Below are 15003 nucleotides of genomic sequence, written 5' to 3' on the forward strand. Positions count from 1 at the left end.
TCGCGAAAGGCGCGGGTCTCGCTGCAAACGAACTCGCGCCGGCGGCAGATCCGGTCCGAATGGAGCCGGGAAGTGCGACGATCTGCCGCGCCCATGACCTCCTGATGATAAATCGCGGCAAGATGGGATGTCATCGCCAAGCGGATGAATTGCTCCGAAAGAGGGACTCGATGGATCGAGCGTTTTCCAGGAAACAGTCAGTGATGCCGGATCGAATGGTTGCCATCGACGTTGGCGCCGGCACGCAAGACATCCTCGTCTATGAGGCGGGAACCCCCTTCGAAAACCTGACCAAGCTGGTGCTGCCGTCCCAAACGCAGATCATCGGCAAGCGGATTCGCGCGGCTACCGCGGACCGTGTGCCGATCCATCTCAGCGGCGTCGTCATGGGTGGGGGCGCCTCGAGCGAGGCGATTCGCGAGCATCTCGCATCCGGGCTCGAGGTCACCGCCTCACCGGGCGCAGCCCGCACCATGCACAACGATCTGACACGGGTCGAAGCGATGGGCATCGATCTACGCGAGGATGCTCCGGCTGATGCGCGTGTCATCGAACTGGCCGATGTCGATCCTGCCGGATTGCGAGCGGGGCTCCGTCTGCTCGGTATCGAACTTCCGGAAGCAGCGGCAATTGCCGTGCAGGATCACGGGTATCGTCCCGGATTGGGCAACAATGATGTGCGATTCGACTATCTTCAGTCGTTGATTGCTGATGGGGGCAGGTTGGAGGCCATGGTTTTCGACGCGCCGCCGGACGGGATGACGCGCATGGCGGGCGTGCAGGAGACCTGGCCGGGCGCCTGGTTGATGGATACGGGAACTGCGGCGGTCATGGGCGCGTTGGGCGACCCGGCGGTGCGCGACGCAGCGGACGACCAGGGCGCCATTCTGGTCAATGTCGGCAATATGCACACCTTCGCGACGTTGGTTCGCCAGAGACGGCTCTACGGTCTGTTCGAGCACCATACCGGCGGGATCGACGCGGCCACGATCGCGCGGCTGGTCGACGGCTTGCGCAATGCCACCCTCGATCCGGCTACCTTTCGCATGCAGTTCGACGGGCACGGAGCCGCGTTCGACGATGCCTATCGCGATCTGGAACCGTTCCAGTTCGTTGCCATCACGGGGCCCAATCGTGGAATTGCCCGCGGATTGGGCTACCACGAAGCCGCGCCCCACGGGGACATGATGCTCACCGGTTCGTTCGGCCTGATCGACGCAGTCCGAGCACGCTACGCCATCGGATGACGCTTCAGGAATTCCACAAGAATCGGGAAGACTTTCTCCGGTTCTTCCATGTGGCAGAGGTGGGACGAGTTCTCGAAGATTTCGAGGCGTGACCCGCGGATGCCAGCATGAAGCGTTTCGGAGCATTCGGGAACGACTTCGTCGTAGCGGCCGCACATGATCAGTGTGGGTGTATCGATTTCGCCAAGTCGGTGCTGACGGTCCCAGGTCGCCAGATTGCCGGTGAGCGTGAATTCGTTTGGTCCCCACATCGTGTTGTAAACCGCGTCGCCCTCGTTCTGCATCGAGCGGACGAGTTCCTCCGGCCAGGGTTTGACACGGCAGAGGTGTTGGTCGAGGAGGACCTGCACAGCGGCGAGATAGGCCGGGTTGCGGTAGTCATGCGCGGCTTCGAAGCGAGCCATGGTTGCCACGGTCTCTGCCGGAAGCTGGGCGCGTAGACGGTTCATCCCGTCGAAGCATTGCCTGGTCGAGGCCGTGCCGCTGTAGAGCGTCAGGGTCTGCAGGCGCTCCGGATGCGCGAGCACGTACTCGAGCGCCAGAAAGGAGCCCCATGACTGCCCAAGGAGGTGCATGCGAGTAAACCCGAGAGCCGCACGCACGATATCGACCTCTCGGCGGAAGTGGTCGACGGTCCAGAGTGCGGGGTTGTCCGGCCGGTCCGATTTCCCGCAACCAAGCTGGTCGTAGCGAACAACCCGAAATCCATCGTTGGCAAGCGCCATGAGCGCTTCGAGATAGACCGACGACGCGCCAGGGCCCCCGTGGAGCAAGAGAAGGGGTTCGCCTTCTCCCACTGACTGGTACCAGACCTTCCCGTCTGGAACGTCGATGAATCCCTCGGTGGCGCCCGCAAGCAGCTTTGCGACCGACGACATGATAATCGTGCTCCCCGGTTCCCACTCGGCCCATGTATCCGGAGGCCGATGCTACCCGATCGTGGCAGTCATGTCCTGGCGCTCTGCAACGCGCGACTGGCTGGCGTTGCGCGTTCTGCGAGCCGAAGCAGCAGATCGGCCGAAAGCGCCAGCGCCGTGATGGCGACCGTTCCGGCCAGGATCATCGATGGGCGATTGAAGGCGATGCCGTCGAAGAGCAATGTACCAAGACCGCCGGCATCGATCCATGCGGTAACCGTGGCGAGTGAGATGGTGCTGACCGTGGCGATGCGCAGTCCGGCGATCAGGACGGGGAGCGCGAGCGGCAAGCGGACACGCATGAGCGACTGCCAGCCGGTCATGCCGACTCCGCTGGCGGCCTCGAGCACGGTCCTGTCCACGCCGGAAAGACCAGATTGAATATTGCGCACGAGGGCAAGCTGGGCATACGCCGCAAGCACGATCACCGCCGGTTTGGCGCCAAGGCCAAACTCCGGGATCAGGAATGCCAGGAACGCCAGGCTGGGAATCGTATAGATCGCACCAAGTAGCACCAGCGTCGGCGTGCGCATGCCGGGATAGGCGGCGATCACGATGCCAAGGGGAACTGCGAACAGGAGCGCCAGCCCGATCGCGATCGCGCACAGCTGAATATGCTCACGGGTAAGTTCCAGGACTTCGCGCCAGTGGTCGAACAGATAGTCGAGGTTCATGCGGCAATCTCGGCTGCATGTGTGCGGGCTATCTCGCGGACCGTGTCGAGATCGAGCTGAGCGACGAGGGCGCCGTCAGCATCTGTGAGCCCGATCGTCGTCACCCCGAGATCCAGCATGGTCGCAAAGACGGTGCGGACATCCGCCACGGCCGGCGCCACGTGTTCGGGGGGAATGGCCCCGATCCCGAGGGAGCGGCCTACGGCGCCAGCTTCGATCAGGCTGAGGCGGCGCAAAGCGTCGCTTGCGCCAACGAGATCGGAAACGAATCGGTCGGCCGGATCGGTCACGATCTCGAGCGGATCACCAGCCTGGACGATGCGGCCCTCACGCATGATGACGATCTTGTCGGCGAGCCGAATCGCCTCGTCGATGTCATGCGTGACGAAGATGATCGTCTGTCCAAGTTCCTGATGGATGCGGCGCAACTCGAGTTGCAGTTTGGAGCGAGTGATGGCGTCGAGCGCGCCGAAGGGTTCGTCCATCAGCATGGTGCCTGGGTCCACCGCCAGCGCTCTCGCCAGACCAACCCGCTGCTGTTCACCGCCGGAAAGCTGGGCGGGATAGCGGCGACGGTAGGCTTCGGGAGGCAATCCGACAAGATCCAGAAGTTCGTCGACCCGCGCGCTCGTGCGTTGCTTGTCCCATTTCAGCAGTTTGGGAACGACGGCGATGTTGTCTTCCACCCGCATATGGGGAAAAAGACCGGTCTGCTGGATGACGTAGCCAATGCGCCTCCGAAGCTCGGGCGCCGGCAGCGAGTGGATCTCCACGCCGTCGATGGAGATGGAACCGCTGTCCGGCTCGATCAGGCGATTGGTCATCTTGAGCAGGGTCGTCTTCCCGCATCCGGAAGGGCCCAGGAGGACGACCAGCTTGCCGCGCTCGACGGCCAGCGAAACATCGGACACCGCAGACCGGTTCCCATTGGGGTAGGTCTTGGTGACACGATCGTACGCAATCGCGATGTCCGATGCGTGTTGGCGGTCGTCGAGCACGTCCAAGCGGCCTCTGTTTCTCCGAGCCTAGGAGGGGATCAGCCCCTGCGCTTGCAGGAACTCCCTGGCGACTTCTTCCGGCGATTTCTCGTCCGGCCCCACGACCTGGCCGTTGAGCCCGATCTGGACCTCAGTGGTGATCAACTGCGCGACCGCATTGAGCGCATCGGCGATTCCAGGATTTGCTTCCAGGGTGTCCTGCCGCACCACGGGAGCGACGTGGTATGGGGGCCACAACGCTTTGTCGTCTTCGAGCACGACAAGATCGTTGAATCCGATTTCGGCGTCGGTGGAAAATGCCAGCACGACGTTCGCATCACCATCGACGAGCGCCTGGTATTTGATGCCTGGCGCCACACCGTTGACGGTTGCATCGAAGTCGCCATAGGTGTCCCGGAGCCCCTTCAGACCGTCCTCGCGCTCCTCGAAGTCTACCGGGGCCGAGAAGACGAGATCGACTTCTGAAGCGAGCGCGACCAGATCGGAAATCGTGGTCACCCCGTGTTCGTCAGCGAAATCGCGCGTCACCGCCAGGGCCTGGGTGTCGTTCATCGGAGTCTGGTCGAGCCAAACGAGGCCGTGCTCTTCGAGATACCGTTGGCTGACATAGTCATAGACCGCCACGGACGGGTCGACGGCGGCTTCCGGTGTGCCGTTCAGTCCCGGCACGGCATCCAGCGACTCGCCGAGCACGACCAGCAGTCCGGTGCCGGTGTATTCCGGATAGAGATCGAGATCGCCGGAAAGCAGAGCTTCCTGCGCGATCACTGTGCCTCCCAGATTCAGCTTCCGCTCGACGGAGAAGCCGGCATTTTCCAGTAGCAGAGCATAGATTTCGCCAATGATGATCGATTCGGGAAAGTCCTTGGAACCTACCTTGATAGCGTCTTGCGCGCCGACATCGAATCGGCCGAGCGTTAGCACGAGCGGGCTGAGAGCGGCTCCCTTCAGAATGGTTCGTCGCGTTGTTTGCACTGCAATCGTCCTTTCACGATTTCTGGTATATCCCCGAACATCGAACCGGGGATGTCGTCACGCAGGTACGGAGACCAACCGCTCCAGACCGGCAAGCGAGACTTCGGCTCCTAACGCAAGCAACGTGACGGGAATCGCCCCCACGAGCAAGAGACTGAAGTCGTAAAGCGTGAGACCACTGGTAATGAAACGGCCCAGGGTGCCAACCCCGATGAAGGCCGCGAAGGTGGCGCTGGCGATGACCTCCACCGCGGCGGTGCGTACCCCGGCAGTAATGAGGGGAAGCGCAAGCGGGAGCTGCACCCGGGCGAAAACCTGCGGACCGGTCATACCAAGCCCTTCAGCGTTTTCGAGGACCGCCGGGGAGACACCGCGCAGCGCGGCGTCGGTGTTGATGATCAACGGCGGTCCTGCCAACAACGTGAGCGCGATCAACGCGAGCACGAAATTCCGTTCCCAGAACGGCACGAACTGGCCAATCTGCCGGCGATAGGGATAGAGCAGGAAAAGCACCGAAATGCTGGGGATCACGCGTGCCGCGGAAACCACGCCAATGACCGCGGGGCCGCCCTTCCAGCGGGAGGCGAGGATGCCGAGGGGAACGAAGATGGCGATGCCGAGCAGGAGCGCGGTGAGACTGAGCTGGATGTGAAGCGTCAAGGCATCGACGAACCGTTGTTGGTTGTCCTGGATGTACTCGAGCGCGCCGCGCAACAGATTCACATTCATCCTCGGGGCGGACCCGGTTTCATCCGCTGGGCCGATTCTGGCTGGAATCCGTTCCGCTACGATCCAGCTGGGATGAATGGGCCCAACGTTTTCAGAACGCGGTGTCCGCGAGTTCGTGAGACGGAGTCGATTCGTTGTCGAGAAGCGTAGTGTGCCTCATCGCGTGAGCGCAGATTGCCTGTGATAGGCTTCGCGATTGATCTGCGAAGCGCACGGCCGTCGAACTGACCGCAGCGTTGCGCTTTCCCGCCGCGCAGAATGGGCTTATCTGGTTTCCTGTAATCGATTGGGAGAAGCACGTGGCCGCAACTCAGCCGCAGTACAGTATTCAGGCCGTCGGGATTCACAAGACGTACGACACCGGCACTGCCAAGGTTCCGGCCTTGCGTGGCGTCGATCTTGCCATTGCGCCCGGGGAGATGGTGGCCGTCATGGGGCCATCCGGTTGCGGCAAGACCACACTGCTGAACTGCCTTTCCGGGCTCGACAAGGTCGACTCAGGAGAGATCTGGCTCGAGGGCAGGAATCTCGCGACGCTATCCGATCGGGACCGCACACAATACCGTGCGTTGCGCATGGGTTTCGTTTTCCAGGTCTACAACCTCCTTCCCGTACTCAACGCGGTGGAGAATGTGGAGCTTCCCCTGCTGTTGTCCGGCGTCAAGCCGAAGGTCGCGCGCGAGCGGGCGATGACCGCGCTCGAACAGGTGGGATTGCGCGAGTGGGCAACACACCGCCCGGCAGAGCTCTCCGGCGGTCAGCGGCAACGCACCACCATCGCACGCGCGCTCGTGAATCACCCGGCCATTGTCTGGGCTGATGAACCGACTGGCGCGCTCGACTCTTCGACCGCGAACGAGATCATGGGCCTGATGCGCCAGCTCAACAAGGACGAAGGATTGACCATCGTGCTCGTGACGCATGACGCGCACGTCGGCGCGCAATGCGAGCGGCTGATCAGCATGGTCGACGGTGAGATCGTGACGGACAACGCGCAGATCGTCGAGGTCCCCGAGCTCGTTGGCGCGTAGGGCAGCCGTCCGCTGCTACGACTGTCCGATCCGGAAACCCGGGAGTAAGCGAATCCCATGAACGAAATCTTTGGCATCCCCATGAACTCGATCATGGCCGTACTGCTGGTCATGCTCGGAATCTGTCTGCTCATGGTGCTTTGGATCGCCTGGCGGCGGACCCTTCTGTTCAAGATGGGTTTGCGCAATGTGCCGCGCCGTCCGGCGCAGACGATCCTGGTCATCATCGGGCTGATGCTCTCGACCCTGATCATCGCGGCCGCGTTCGGCACCGGCGACACTATCGACAACTCCGTCACATCGCTCACCTACAAGGTGCTCGGCCCGGTCGATGAGATGGTGCTCTACAGCAACTCCGAGGACGGGGAAGCAAACCTCAACGGTGGCGCGAACCAGACCATTCCGGCCGATACGGTGCAGCGGGTCGACCAGCTCTTCGAAGGAACCGGGTTGATTCACGCAACCATGCCGCTGGTGTGGGAGGACGTTCCGGCCTTCCTGTTCGAAGGCGAAGCGCCCGCGAATGCGCAGGACCTAATGGCCGCGGCGCAGGAAGGCCGCATTCTGCAGGCCGAGCCAAGCGTGAGCCTGGTCGGGGTCGATCCGGCGCTGGTGGACGAGTTCGGCGGCCTGAAGTCGATCGATGGCTCCCAGATCGATCTTGGGTCGCTGACCGAAGGCCAGATCGTCATCAGCGAATCGACCGCGGACAAACTCGGCGCCGAAGTTGGCTCGGAGCTTGGATTCAGCTTCGACAACGTGCCGCACGCGGCAACCGTGGCAGCGATCGCACAGGACTCGATCCTCAGCGGGGAAACCGGCGGGATGATCAGCGGCATGACCATGCCGCTCGCGCATCTTCAGGCGATCACAGGCGACGACGACATCACCATGGTCGCCATCTCGAATACCGGCACGACGCACGACAGCCTGGCGAACGGCGCCGAGATCGTCGAGAAGCTGACCGCCGAGTTCGAGGGCGACCCGATCGGCGTCAACGCTATCAAGCAAGACACCCTCGATCAGGCGGCATTGGCTTCCAGCGCGTTCACATCGCTCTTCGTCGTCTTTGGGCTCTTTTCGATTGGCGTCGGCATTCTGCTCATCATCCTGATCTTCTCGATGCTGGCGGCCGAGCGGCGTTCGGAGATGGGCATGGCGCGCGCGGTCGGCGCGCAACGCGCGCAACTTGTGCAGCAGTTCCTCAGCGAAGGAACCATCTATGCGCTCCTGGCGGGACTGGTTGGGGCGTTCCTCGGCGTTGGCGCGGCGTATCTCATCGCGGTCGTTCTCGGACGGCTCTTCGGTGATCTCTTCGACATCGAGCCGTATGTCAGCCCACGTTCGATGGTGGTTGCCTACTGCCTCGGCGTGGTCATCACCTTCATCGCTGTGGTCTATGCCTCGATTCGCAACAGCCGCCTGAACATCGTCGCCGCGATCCGCGATATCCCCGATGTCTCCAGCCCGGTGCGCAAGAAGCGGACACTGGTGATCGCCGGTCTGGCGCTGGTGATTGGCGGCCTGCTGACGATCACAGGGTTGAACGCCAACAGCGCCTTCTCTGCCTATAGCGGTCTCAGCATTCTGCCGTTCGGCATCGCGATGATCCTGCGCTACTTCGGCGTTTCCAGCCGGCTGGTCTATTCGATCGTCGGCATCTACCTGATCGTGCTCTGGTTGTTGCCGGACAAGCAGTCGCAGGACCTGTTCGGTGAGCTCAACGGCAATATCGAGATGTTCTTTCTCTCCGGGATCTTCCTGGTCGCGGGGGCGACCATCCTGATCGTGCAGAACCTGGATGTGCTGCTCGGTTTGGTGAACCGGATCGGGGGGCTGTTCGGAGGAGCGTTGCCCTCCGTGCGCACCGCGGTCGCTTTCCCCGGCGCCACACCGTCGCGCACTGGCATGACGATCGCCATGTTCAGTCTGATCATCTTCTCGCTGGTGATGTTCAGCACCATCAACGAGAACTTCTCCAAGGCGTTTCTGGGCGATGAGGCGAATGCGGGTTGGGACGTGCGGGCCGATACCGGAGGCGCAAACCCCATCGGTTCCGCGCAAGACTTCGAGACGCTTTTGCAAGACCGTGGCTTCGACACCAGCCAAATCTCCGCGATCGGTATGGGGACGACTGGATTCGGGGGCAAGGTCCGCCGGGAAGGCGGCGAGTGGGGGAATATCTTCATCCATGGCATGGACGAGGGGTTGATCGACGATTCGGTCATCACATTCCAGCAGCGCGCAGAGGGGTATGCGGACGACGCCGCGGTCATCGAGGCGCTGAGCACGAATCCCAACGTCGCGGTGATCGATTCGACCGCGCTTGCCGGTGTTGGCAGCTTTGGAGGAGCAGTGCAGGATCCGTTCACGCTCAGTGATCCGGATGGCGACGGCCCGCAGGAGGCGGTACGTTCCGGCGACGACAATTTCGCCCCGGTGACGGTCCAGGTCGAAGGTCCGGGCGGGTCGACCATCGATGTTCAGATCATTGGCATCATCGATTCCAAGATCAGCTCGCTTATTGGGCTTTTCGCTCCCATGGCGACCATGGAGCAGGTGCTGCCGAATCCGTCGCTGACCTCGTATTTCATCCAACTGAACGACCCGAGTCAGTCAGCTGACGTCGCCAAGGAGATCGAGCAGAAGCTGCTCATCAATGGTGTCCAGGTCGTCTCTGTGAAGGATGAGCTGGAAGACTTCCAATCGCAGGCCCGGAGCTTCCTCTACATCTTCCAGGGATTCATGGGGCTGGGTCTCATCGTCGGTCTGGCGGCCATTGGCGTGATTGCCTTCCGGGCGGTGGTCGAACGCAGGCAGCAGATCGGCGTGCTGCGCGCGATCGGCTTTCAAAGCCGCGCGGTCTCGATGTCGTTCCTCATCGAAACGGCGTTCATCGTGCTGCTTGGGTGTCTGTCAGGTACGGTGCTGGGACTGTTGCTGGCGCGAAATCTCTTCGCGGGCGACTCGTTCGTGGAGGGTGGTGTGAGCCTGGTCATTCCATGGGTAAACATCATCGGGGTTCTCATTCTGACGGTCATCGCGGCCCTGTTGATGACGCTCATCCCGGCTCGGCAGGCATCGCAACTCTCCCCGGCAGAGGCGTTGCGCTACGAATAGGTGGAATGGGGCCTGAGTCAGGAGCCCGGTGATGGCCGTCCGGGCTCAGGACCACGCAAACAGGAGCGGCAATGAAGCTTGGTGGAGTTCTGAACAATCGGCTGTCCATGCTGATTGCCGAGATGGGTCACACAGATGGTTTGACGGTAGCCGATGCCGGTCTGCCTGTGCCGATCGAGGTCGAGCGCATCGACCTGGCAGTGAGCCCGGGAGTGCCGCGTTTCGCGCAGGTGCTGGAGGCGGTCGCCTCTGAACTGAAGGTGGAGACGATCGTCATTGCGACAGAAACGCTCACCGCGAATCCGGCAGCGCTCGAGACCATCGAGCGCTGCTTTCCCGGCGTTCCGATCGAATCGGTGCCGCACATCGAGTTCAAGGCGCTCACACGCGACACGCGAGCAGTCGTCCGCACAGGAGAGTGCTCACCCTATGCGAATGTCATCCTGCGCAGCGGCGTGATCTTCTAGCCATCTCTCTATGAGTCCCGACACGATCGGCTTTGCATCGTCTCAGGATCCAGGATTCAGGGCCTTCCACCAAGCACGCCCAACGGGAAACTGCACGTCACGATCCAATTCGGCGCGTCGACGATCTCACCGATCTTGAGGTCCGCGCAGGCCGAGCAGAGCACATAGGCTTCCTGGGGGCTGAGCTTCTCGGTGCGCACCAGGAAGCCCACCATGTACCGGACGGCGTTGCGCGCGTTCTCCATCAGGTCGGGGCCGTGGGCTGTGGTTACCATCCATCCGTCGTTCTGCGACCCGGGCATCTTGCCGGGCAGCATGATGGCCGGTTCGGGCATCGGGTGGCCTTTGCGGAGATCGAACTTCGCGGTCACGGTTGCCTGGCACTCGATGCCAGTGCCGCAGATCTCCCCGTCGCCTTGCGCCGCATGCACATCGCCCAGGCTGAAGTTCGCTCCCGGCACGAAGACCGGAAAGAAAACCTTTGAACCAGGTTGCGCCTGCTTCAGGTCCATGTTCCCGCCGTTCGCGCGAGGCGGCAAGGTGATCAACGGTTCGTCGCTGATCGGCGCGACTGCCATCACGCCGCAGAACGGTTCGAACGGCACGCGAATCCGATCATCGAAAGCTGCGTGCTTGCCAGACGATAAGTCCCAGTGATGCAGGTACGGTTCCTGATACTCTGGGTCCATCTGGAGGAGCCCAAAGTTCGGCACCACGCCGCTCCAGCCCCACTGCTTCGGTTTGATGGAAAGGATCTCCACGATCAGCGTGTCACCCGGTTCGGCGCCCTCGATGGCGATCGGGCCGGAGATCTGATGGATGACCGAGAAGTCGAGATTCGCCAATGCGCTGCTGGCCGACTCTGGACCGAGTTGATTGTTCAGCGCTTCCGGCGTTTCGAAAACGACGGTATCGCCGGGAGCTATGGTCAGGACTGGCGGGATAGCAGGATCGAAGCGATCGTGACGAAGATCCTCGGAAACGTGATGTGTGGTGCCCAATTCGGCGACTCCTCTCGAAAGATTGGTAGCATTGAGCCAGAGCATAGCTGCTTGCACCGGCGCAAGCCCCTCATCAACCCGCCCGTTTCGATCCCGCAAAGGGTCTGGAATCGGCACGTTTGCGTGAAGCGAGAGCATCCGATTGGCACGTGACCGACATGTGAAGATCGTTACCACCCTGGGTCCCGCCGTTGCCGGCCGCGACAAGTTGCGCGAACTCATGCTTGCCGGGGCGGATATGGTGCGCGTCAATGCCGCGCATGGCTCACCTGATGAACGCGCCAAGCTCATCGAGGACGTGCGCGTGGTCAGCCAGGAACTTGGCACGCAAGTCCCGATTCTCTTCGACTTGCGCGGATTGAAGATCCGCACAGGTCCGCTGACCAACGACGAGAAGATCCCCATCGGGCGGGGCAGCGTGGTCGAGATCGTGCCGGAGCCCGTGCCGGCCACCGCCAAGCGCATTGGCATCGACTATCCCGAGTTGCTCAACGTCATCCAGCCGGGCAGCCGCCTGTTGATCTCTGACGGTCTCATCGAGCTGCTGGTGGACCGGGTGGAGCGCGATCGGGCCATCTGCAAAGTAGGCCGTGGGGGCTTGCTGATGGGCCGTCAGGGCGTGACGTTGCCGGGCGCATTTATCGGCGGCGGCTCGCTGACGCCCGGCGACAGGGAAGACATTCAATTCGCGGTCAAGCAGGACGTGGACTTCCTTGGCCTGAGCTTTATCAACGACGCCAGCGATCTGGTCATGGCGCGCGGGGTGGCCGCCGCGCATGGCGCGAGCCCGCCAGGGTTGATCGCCAAGATCGAGCGCCCGGACGCGCTGCAGAACGTGCGTGATATCGCCCAGCAAGCCGACGGCATCATGGTGGCGCGCGGCGACCTTGGAGTGCAGCTTCCGCCGGAGAAAGTGCCGCGGGCGCAGAAGGACATCATTTCCTGTTCGAACGCGCTCGGCGTGCCGGTCATCACCGCTACCCAGATGCTCGAGTCGATGATCACGCAACCAATGGCCACCCGCGCGGAGACGAATGACGTGGCGAATGCGGTGTGGGACGGGACCGATGCGGTGATGCTGTCCGCTGAATCGGCCGTGGGGCTCTTCCCGATCGAAGCGGTCGAAACCATGGCGCGCATCATCAAAGAAGCCGAGCACGGCGGACCGATTCGAACTGCTGCCTCGCTGGAACCGATTCCCACGCGGGGTGACACCGCGCTGGCGAACGCAGACGCGATTGCGCGCGCGGCGTTCGAGCTGGCCGAGAGCGCGCACATTCAGCGGATCGTTGTCTTCACCCTGACGGGGAATGCCGCGCGCCGTCTCGCCAAGTACCGCCCGTCCGCGCCGATGATTGCGGTGACCAGTGATGAGACCACCTCGCGGCGGCTCAACATCGTCTGGGGCATCACCTCGATCGTAGTGCCTCTGGAGCAAGATCCAGACCTCATGTTCCGCAAGACCGGGCGCCAGATCATCGATCTCGGACTGGCAGAGAAGGACGAGTACACGCTCATCGTCGGTTCGCTGCCGATGATGCGCGTCGCCGGCAAGACGAACCTGTTGCACATTCGCCGTTTGGGAAGCTAATCGCGCAGCAGAGGAGCGCATCGAGCGACTCGATGAAGCGGGTCGCGCAGGCTAGCTTCGTGGAAGCGACACCACGACCATAGGAGCGCCTGCGTTTCCTCGCGAGATCAGGAAGCTGCCCCCCTGGATCTCGATGAGCCTGCCGGCGACCGCCAGACTGAGCGCCGATTCGCGACGCCGGTGGGCCGACTCCCACCGCACCCGGCTGGCGACGTCGGTTGCGTTTTCCCCGGGAAGTTCCAGCGCGGCAACCTGCACGAACTGGCCAGATTCGCGCATCTCGACAGCAAGCTGTGAACCGTCCGGTGTCTCGGCAAGCGCGTAGCTGACAAATGCTTCCAGTGCGCGCAAGGTCTGGTCGGGATCGGCGAGCACCCGAGGCGCGGAGAAATCGACATGCGGTCCGAGAATGACCTTGCGCGTGGCCGCCCCGGGTTGCAGCCGATCGCAAACGGCGATCACCAGTTGCGCCAACGACACCGGTTGCATTCGCAGGGTCACCTGACCGCTCTCGAGCTGCGCGATCTCCTCGACCTCGTCGATCCTCCGTTGCAAGCTGGCAGTTTCGCGGTCGATAGCGTCCAGATGCCTGCGGGTTGCTACGGGCTCTCCGTTCGAACCAGACGCCATCGATTGGGTGATGGCGCGAATGGCGTCGATAGGAACCTGCGCATCGGCGGCAATCGCGAGGAGCAGGCTTTCGCGGGCGCGGTCCTGGTTCGATTGCCGGATCGAGGATGATTGCGCGCGTGACGCGAGCAGATTGATCGCCGTGGCGATCTGAGCGAGCTCGGTGTTCCCTGTTTCAGGGAGCCGTGCTTCGTAGAGGCCTCCGGCGATGCCGCTTGCGCGCGCAGCCATGGCGCGCACCGGGCGTGTGTCCATCCAGGCGGCGACGAACGCAAACGAGATCGCGATGACAGCAGCAAAGGCAATGATCAACCAGAGCAAGCGCCGGTCGGTCGTCGAGTCGGTGCCCTGCCAGATCGGAACGATTGCCGCGATGGCGAACACGAATACCGCCAGGACGCCCGAAATCGACAATCGCGCGAGATAGCTGCCATCTTCGGCCCGGTCGACCACCCAGAGCAAGAAGACCCCCGGGAGGAGCGCCAATGCCGCTCCAGCCGCCAGCCAGCCGGCGATTTCCGCGAGCGACTGCCCGCCGAACCCGAGCCAGACGCCCGCGGCTGTCACGGTTGCCGCAAGCGCGACAACGGACGCAATGGCCAGGAGGGCGACCGCGCGGCCGGTGTCCGGCAATGTTTTCATGAATGGTTCACCACGGCTCATCGCCAGGGACCTGCTTGCCGCCGAAATGGCCGTGCTCCGCGTGGTCTGCTTCGGCGAGAAGGGCGAGCTGGTCGAAGAAGGTGTCGAACTCGGTTTCGGGCTGAAAGAAGCGGAAGCGGCCGATTTCGTAGAGCGCCTGCTGTCCAGGCGTAAACGAAGCGCCCACGGAAGCGACCCGGGAGAGCGTCGCCAGGCGAGGGTCATCCTCCGGGAGGGTGACAACCCAATCGGCCAAAGCGTCCAGCCCGGCCGCGCTGGTCAGATTGCGTGGATCGCGCAGGTCATCCTGATAGCGCGAGCGACGCCAATCCGCCACCGAACGGAAGTGCTCCGCGATCGATGGGCGCAGGTCGAATTCGGTCATGCCGGGTTCCTCATGCGGACATTGTAGAAGACGACACCCATCAGAACGGATGTTTTGACGATTTGTCACAAAACGCTTGCATTAGATCAGGTGTTCTGATACAGTGTGTACGTACACATTTCTGCTGACAGCGAAATGGCGCGCCAATCGAAGAAATGCTGACACCCGTCCCGCGTGCTGTCCGTAGTGCCGGTGAGACACGATCCGCCGGTCGAGCCGGAATGATTTGAAGGAGTACATGAATGGGACATCCTGCCCTCACCGCCGACGTTCGCGAAGCCGACGATGCCGTCCAGCCGCGCAGGCTGCGCACACTCGGCAAACTGATCCCCTGGCCGCTCGATCTCGTGCCGCGAACGGTTGAAAGCGGTGGAACGGGAATTCTGGCGAGCGCGGAGATTCGCACCAAACGATTCATCAATCATCGCCGGGTCGAGGAAGACCGCTACAGCGCCGAAGTGATGGCGGCCGACTCTTCCTTGCACAGCGTCATGCAGGCGCTGACCCACGCGTTCGCTGAGATGGAGGAGTTCATCGCCCAGCGCCCGGATGGCGAGGCCGTCGTCATGGAAATTCGACTGCGGGCCTGAACCGCG

The 15003-nt window shown here is 62.5% G+C and carries 14 protein-coding genes; 6 read left to right on the top strand and 8 right to left on the bottom strand.

Features of this window, described 5'->3' with window-relative positions:
• The first annotated feature begins 203 nt into the window (after positions 1–203).
• The gene (locus R2855_01715) at positions 204–1247 is read left to right on the top strand and encodes a DUF1786 domain-containing protein (GenBank protein ID MEZ4529721.1); all 1044 of its coding nucleotides are present in this window, start codon (positions 204–206) and stop codon (positions 1245–1247) included.
• On the opposite strand, the gene R2855_01720 is transcribed toward R2855_01715, so the two are convergent.
• The 5 genes from R2855_01720 to R2855_01740 form a co-directional block, all read right to left on the bottom strand.
• Positions 1232–2125 (bottom strand): proline iminopeptidase-family hydrolase, encoded by an 894-nt coding sequence (locus R2855_01720; protein MEZ4529722.1) that lies wholly within the window; start codon positions 2123–2125, stop codon positions 1232–1234. The genes R2855_01715 and R2855_01720 overlap by 16 nt on opposite strands.
• Positions 2126–2193: 68 nt before the next feature.
• Positions 2194–2838 (bottom strand): ABC transporter permease, encoded by a 645-nt coding sequence (locus tag R2855_01725; protein MEZ4529723.1) that lies wholly within the window; start codon positions 2836–2838, stop codon positions 2194–2196.
• The gene (locus R2855_01730) at positions 2835–3836 is read right to left on the bottom strand and encodes an ABC transporter ATP-binding protein (GenBank protein ID MEZ4529724.1); all 1002 of its coding nucleotides are present in this window, start codon (positions 3834–3836) and stop codon (positions 2835–2837) included. Before R2855_01730 ends, R2855_01725 begins: the two co-directional genes overlap by 4 nt.
• A gap of 27 nt (positions 3837–3863) precedes the next feature.
• A complete protein-coding gene (locus R2855_01735; protein ID MEZ4529725.1) occupies positions 3864–4811 on the bottom strand; it encodes a glycine betaine ABC transporter substrate-binding protein in 948 nt (315 codons plus the stop codon).
• A 57-nt stretch (positions 4812–4868) separates the two neighbouring features.
• The gene (locus R2855_01740) at positions 4869–5534 is read right to left on the bottom strand and encodes an ABC transporter permease (protein MEZ4529726.1); all 666 of its coding nucleotides are present in this window, start codon (positions 5532–5534) and stop codon (positions 4869–4871) included.
• Between the two features lie 305 nt (positions 5535–5839).
• Here R2855_01740 and R2855_01745 point away from each other — a divergent pair, with 305 nt between their 5' ends.
• The 3 genes from R2855_01745 (at position 5840) to rbsD (ending at position 10158) form a co-directional block, all read left to right on the top strand.
• Complete coding sequence (locus tag R2855_01745) at positions 5840–6571, top strand: ABC transporter ATP-binding protein (protein MEZ4529727.1); 732 nt, start codon at positions 5840–5842, stop codon at positions 6569–6571.
• Between the two features lie 57 nt (positions 6572–6628).
• Positions 6629–9691 carry an FtsX-like permease family protein gene (locus R2855_01750; protein ID MEZ4529728.1) on the top strand — a complete coding sequence of 1021 codons (3063 nt, stop codon included), beginning with the start codon at positions 6629–6631 and terminating at the stop codon, positions 9689–9691.
• 71 nt (positions 9692–9762) lie between these two features.
• Entirely contained in the window at positions 9763–10158 is a 396-nt protein-coding gene (gene rbsD / locus R2855_01755; GenBank protein MEZ4529729.1) for a D-ribose pyranase, read from the top strand.
• A 56-nt stretch (positions 10159–10214) separates the two neighbouring features.
• Here the strand turns inward: rbsD and R2855_01760 are convergent, their stop codons facing one another.
• Positions 10215–11159: an acetamidase/formamidase family protein gene (locus R2855_01760; GenBank protein ID MEZ4529730.1), complete on the bottom strand. Its 945-nt coding sequence runs from the start codon at positions 11157–11159 to the stop codon at positions 10215–10217.
• A 142-nt stretch (positions 11160–11301) separates the two neighbouring features.
• On the opposite strand from R2855_01760, the gene pyk reads away from it, so the two are divergent.
• A complete protein-coding gene (gene pyk / locus R2855_01765; protein ID MEZ4529731.1) occupies positions 11302–12750 on the top strand; it encodes a pyruvate kinase in 1449 nt (482 codons plus the stop codon).
• Between the two features lie 51 nt (positions 12751–12801).
• Here the strand turns inward: pyk and R2855_01770 are convergent, their stop codons facing one another.
• Entirely contained in the window at positions 12802–14022 is a 1221-nt protein-coding gene (locus R2855_01770; GenBank protein ID MEZ4529732.1) for a HAMP domain-containing protein, read from the bottom strand.
• A 7-nt stretch (positions 14023–14029) separates the two neighbouring features.
• A complete protein-coding gene (locus R2855_01775; GenBank protein ID MEZ4529733.1) occupies positions 14030–14407 on the bottom strand; it encodes a hypothetical protein in 378 nt (125 codons plus the stop codon).
• Positions 14408–14649: 242 nt separating this feature from the next.
• On the opposite strand from R2855_01775, the gene R2855_01780 reads away from it, so the two are divergent.
• Positions 14650–14997 carry a hypothetical protein gene (locus R2855_01780; protein ID MEZ4529734.1) on the top strand — a complete coding sequence of 116 codons (348 nt, stop codon included), beginning with the start codon at positions 14650–14652 and terminating at the stop codon, positions 14995–14997.
• Positions 14998–15003 lie beyond the last annotated feature (6 nt).

The organism is Thermomicrobiales bacterium (genome assembly GCA_041390825.1).
Lineage (GTDB): Bacteria > Chloroflexota > Chloroflexia > Thermomicrobiales > UBA6265 > JAMLHN01.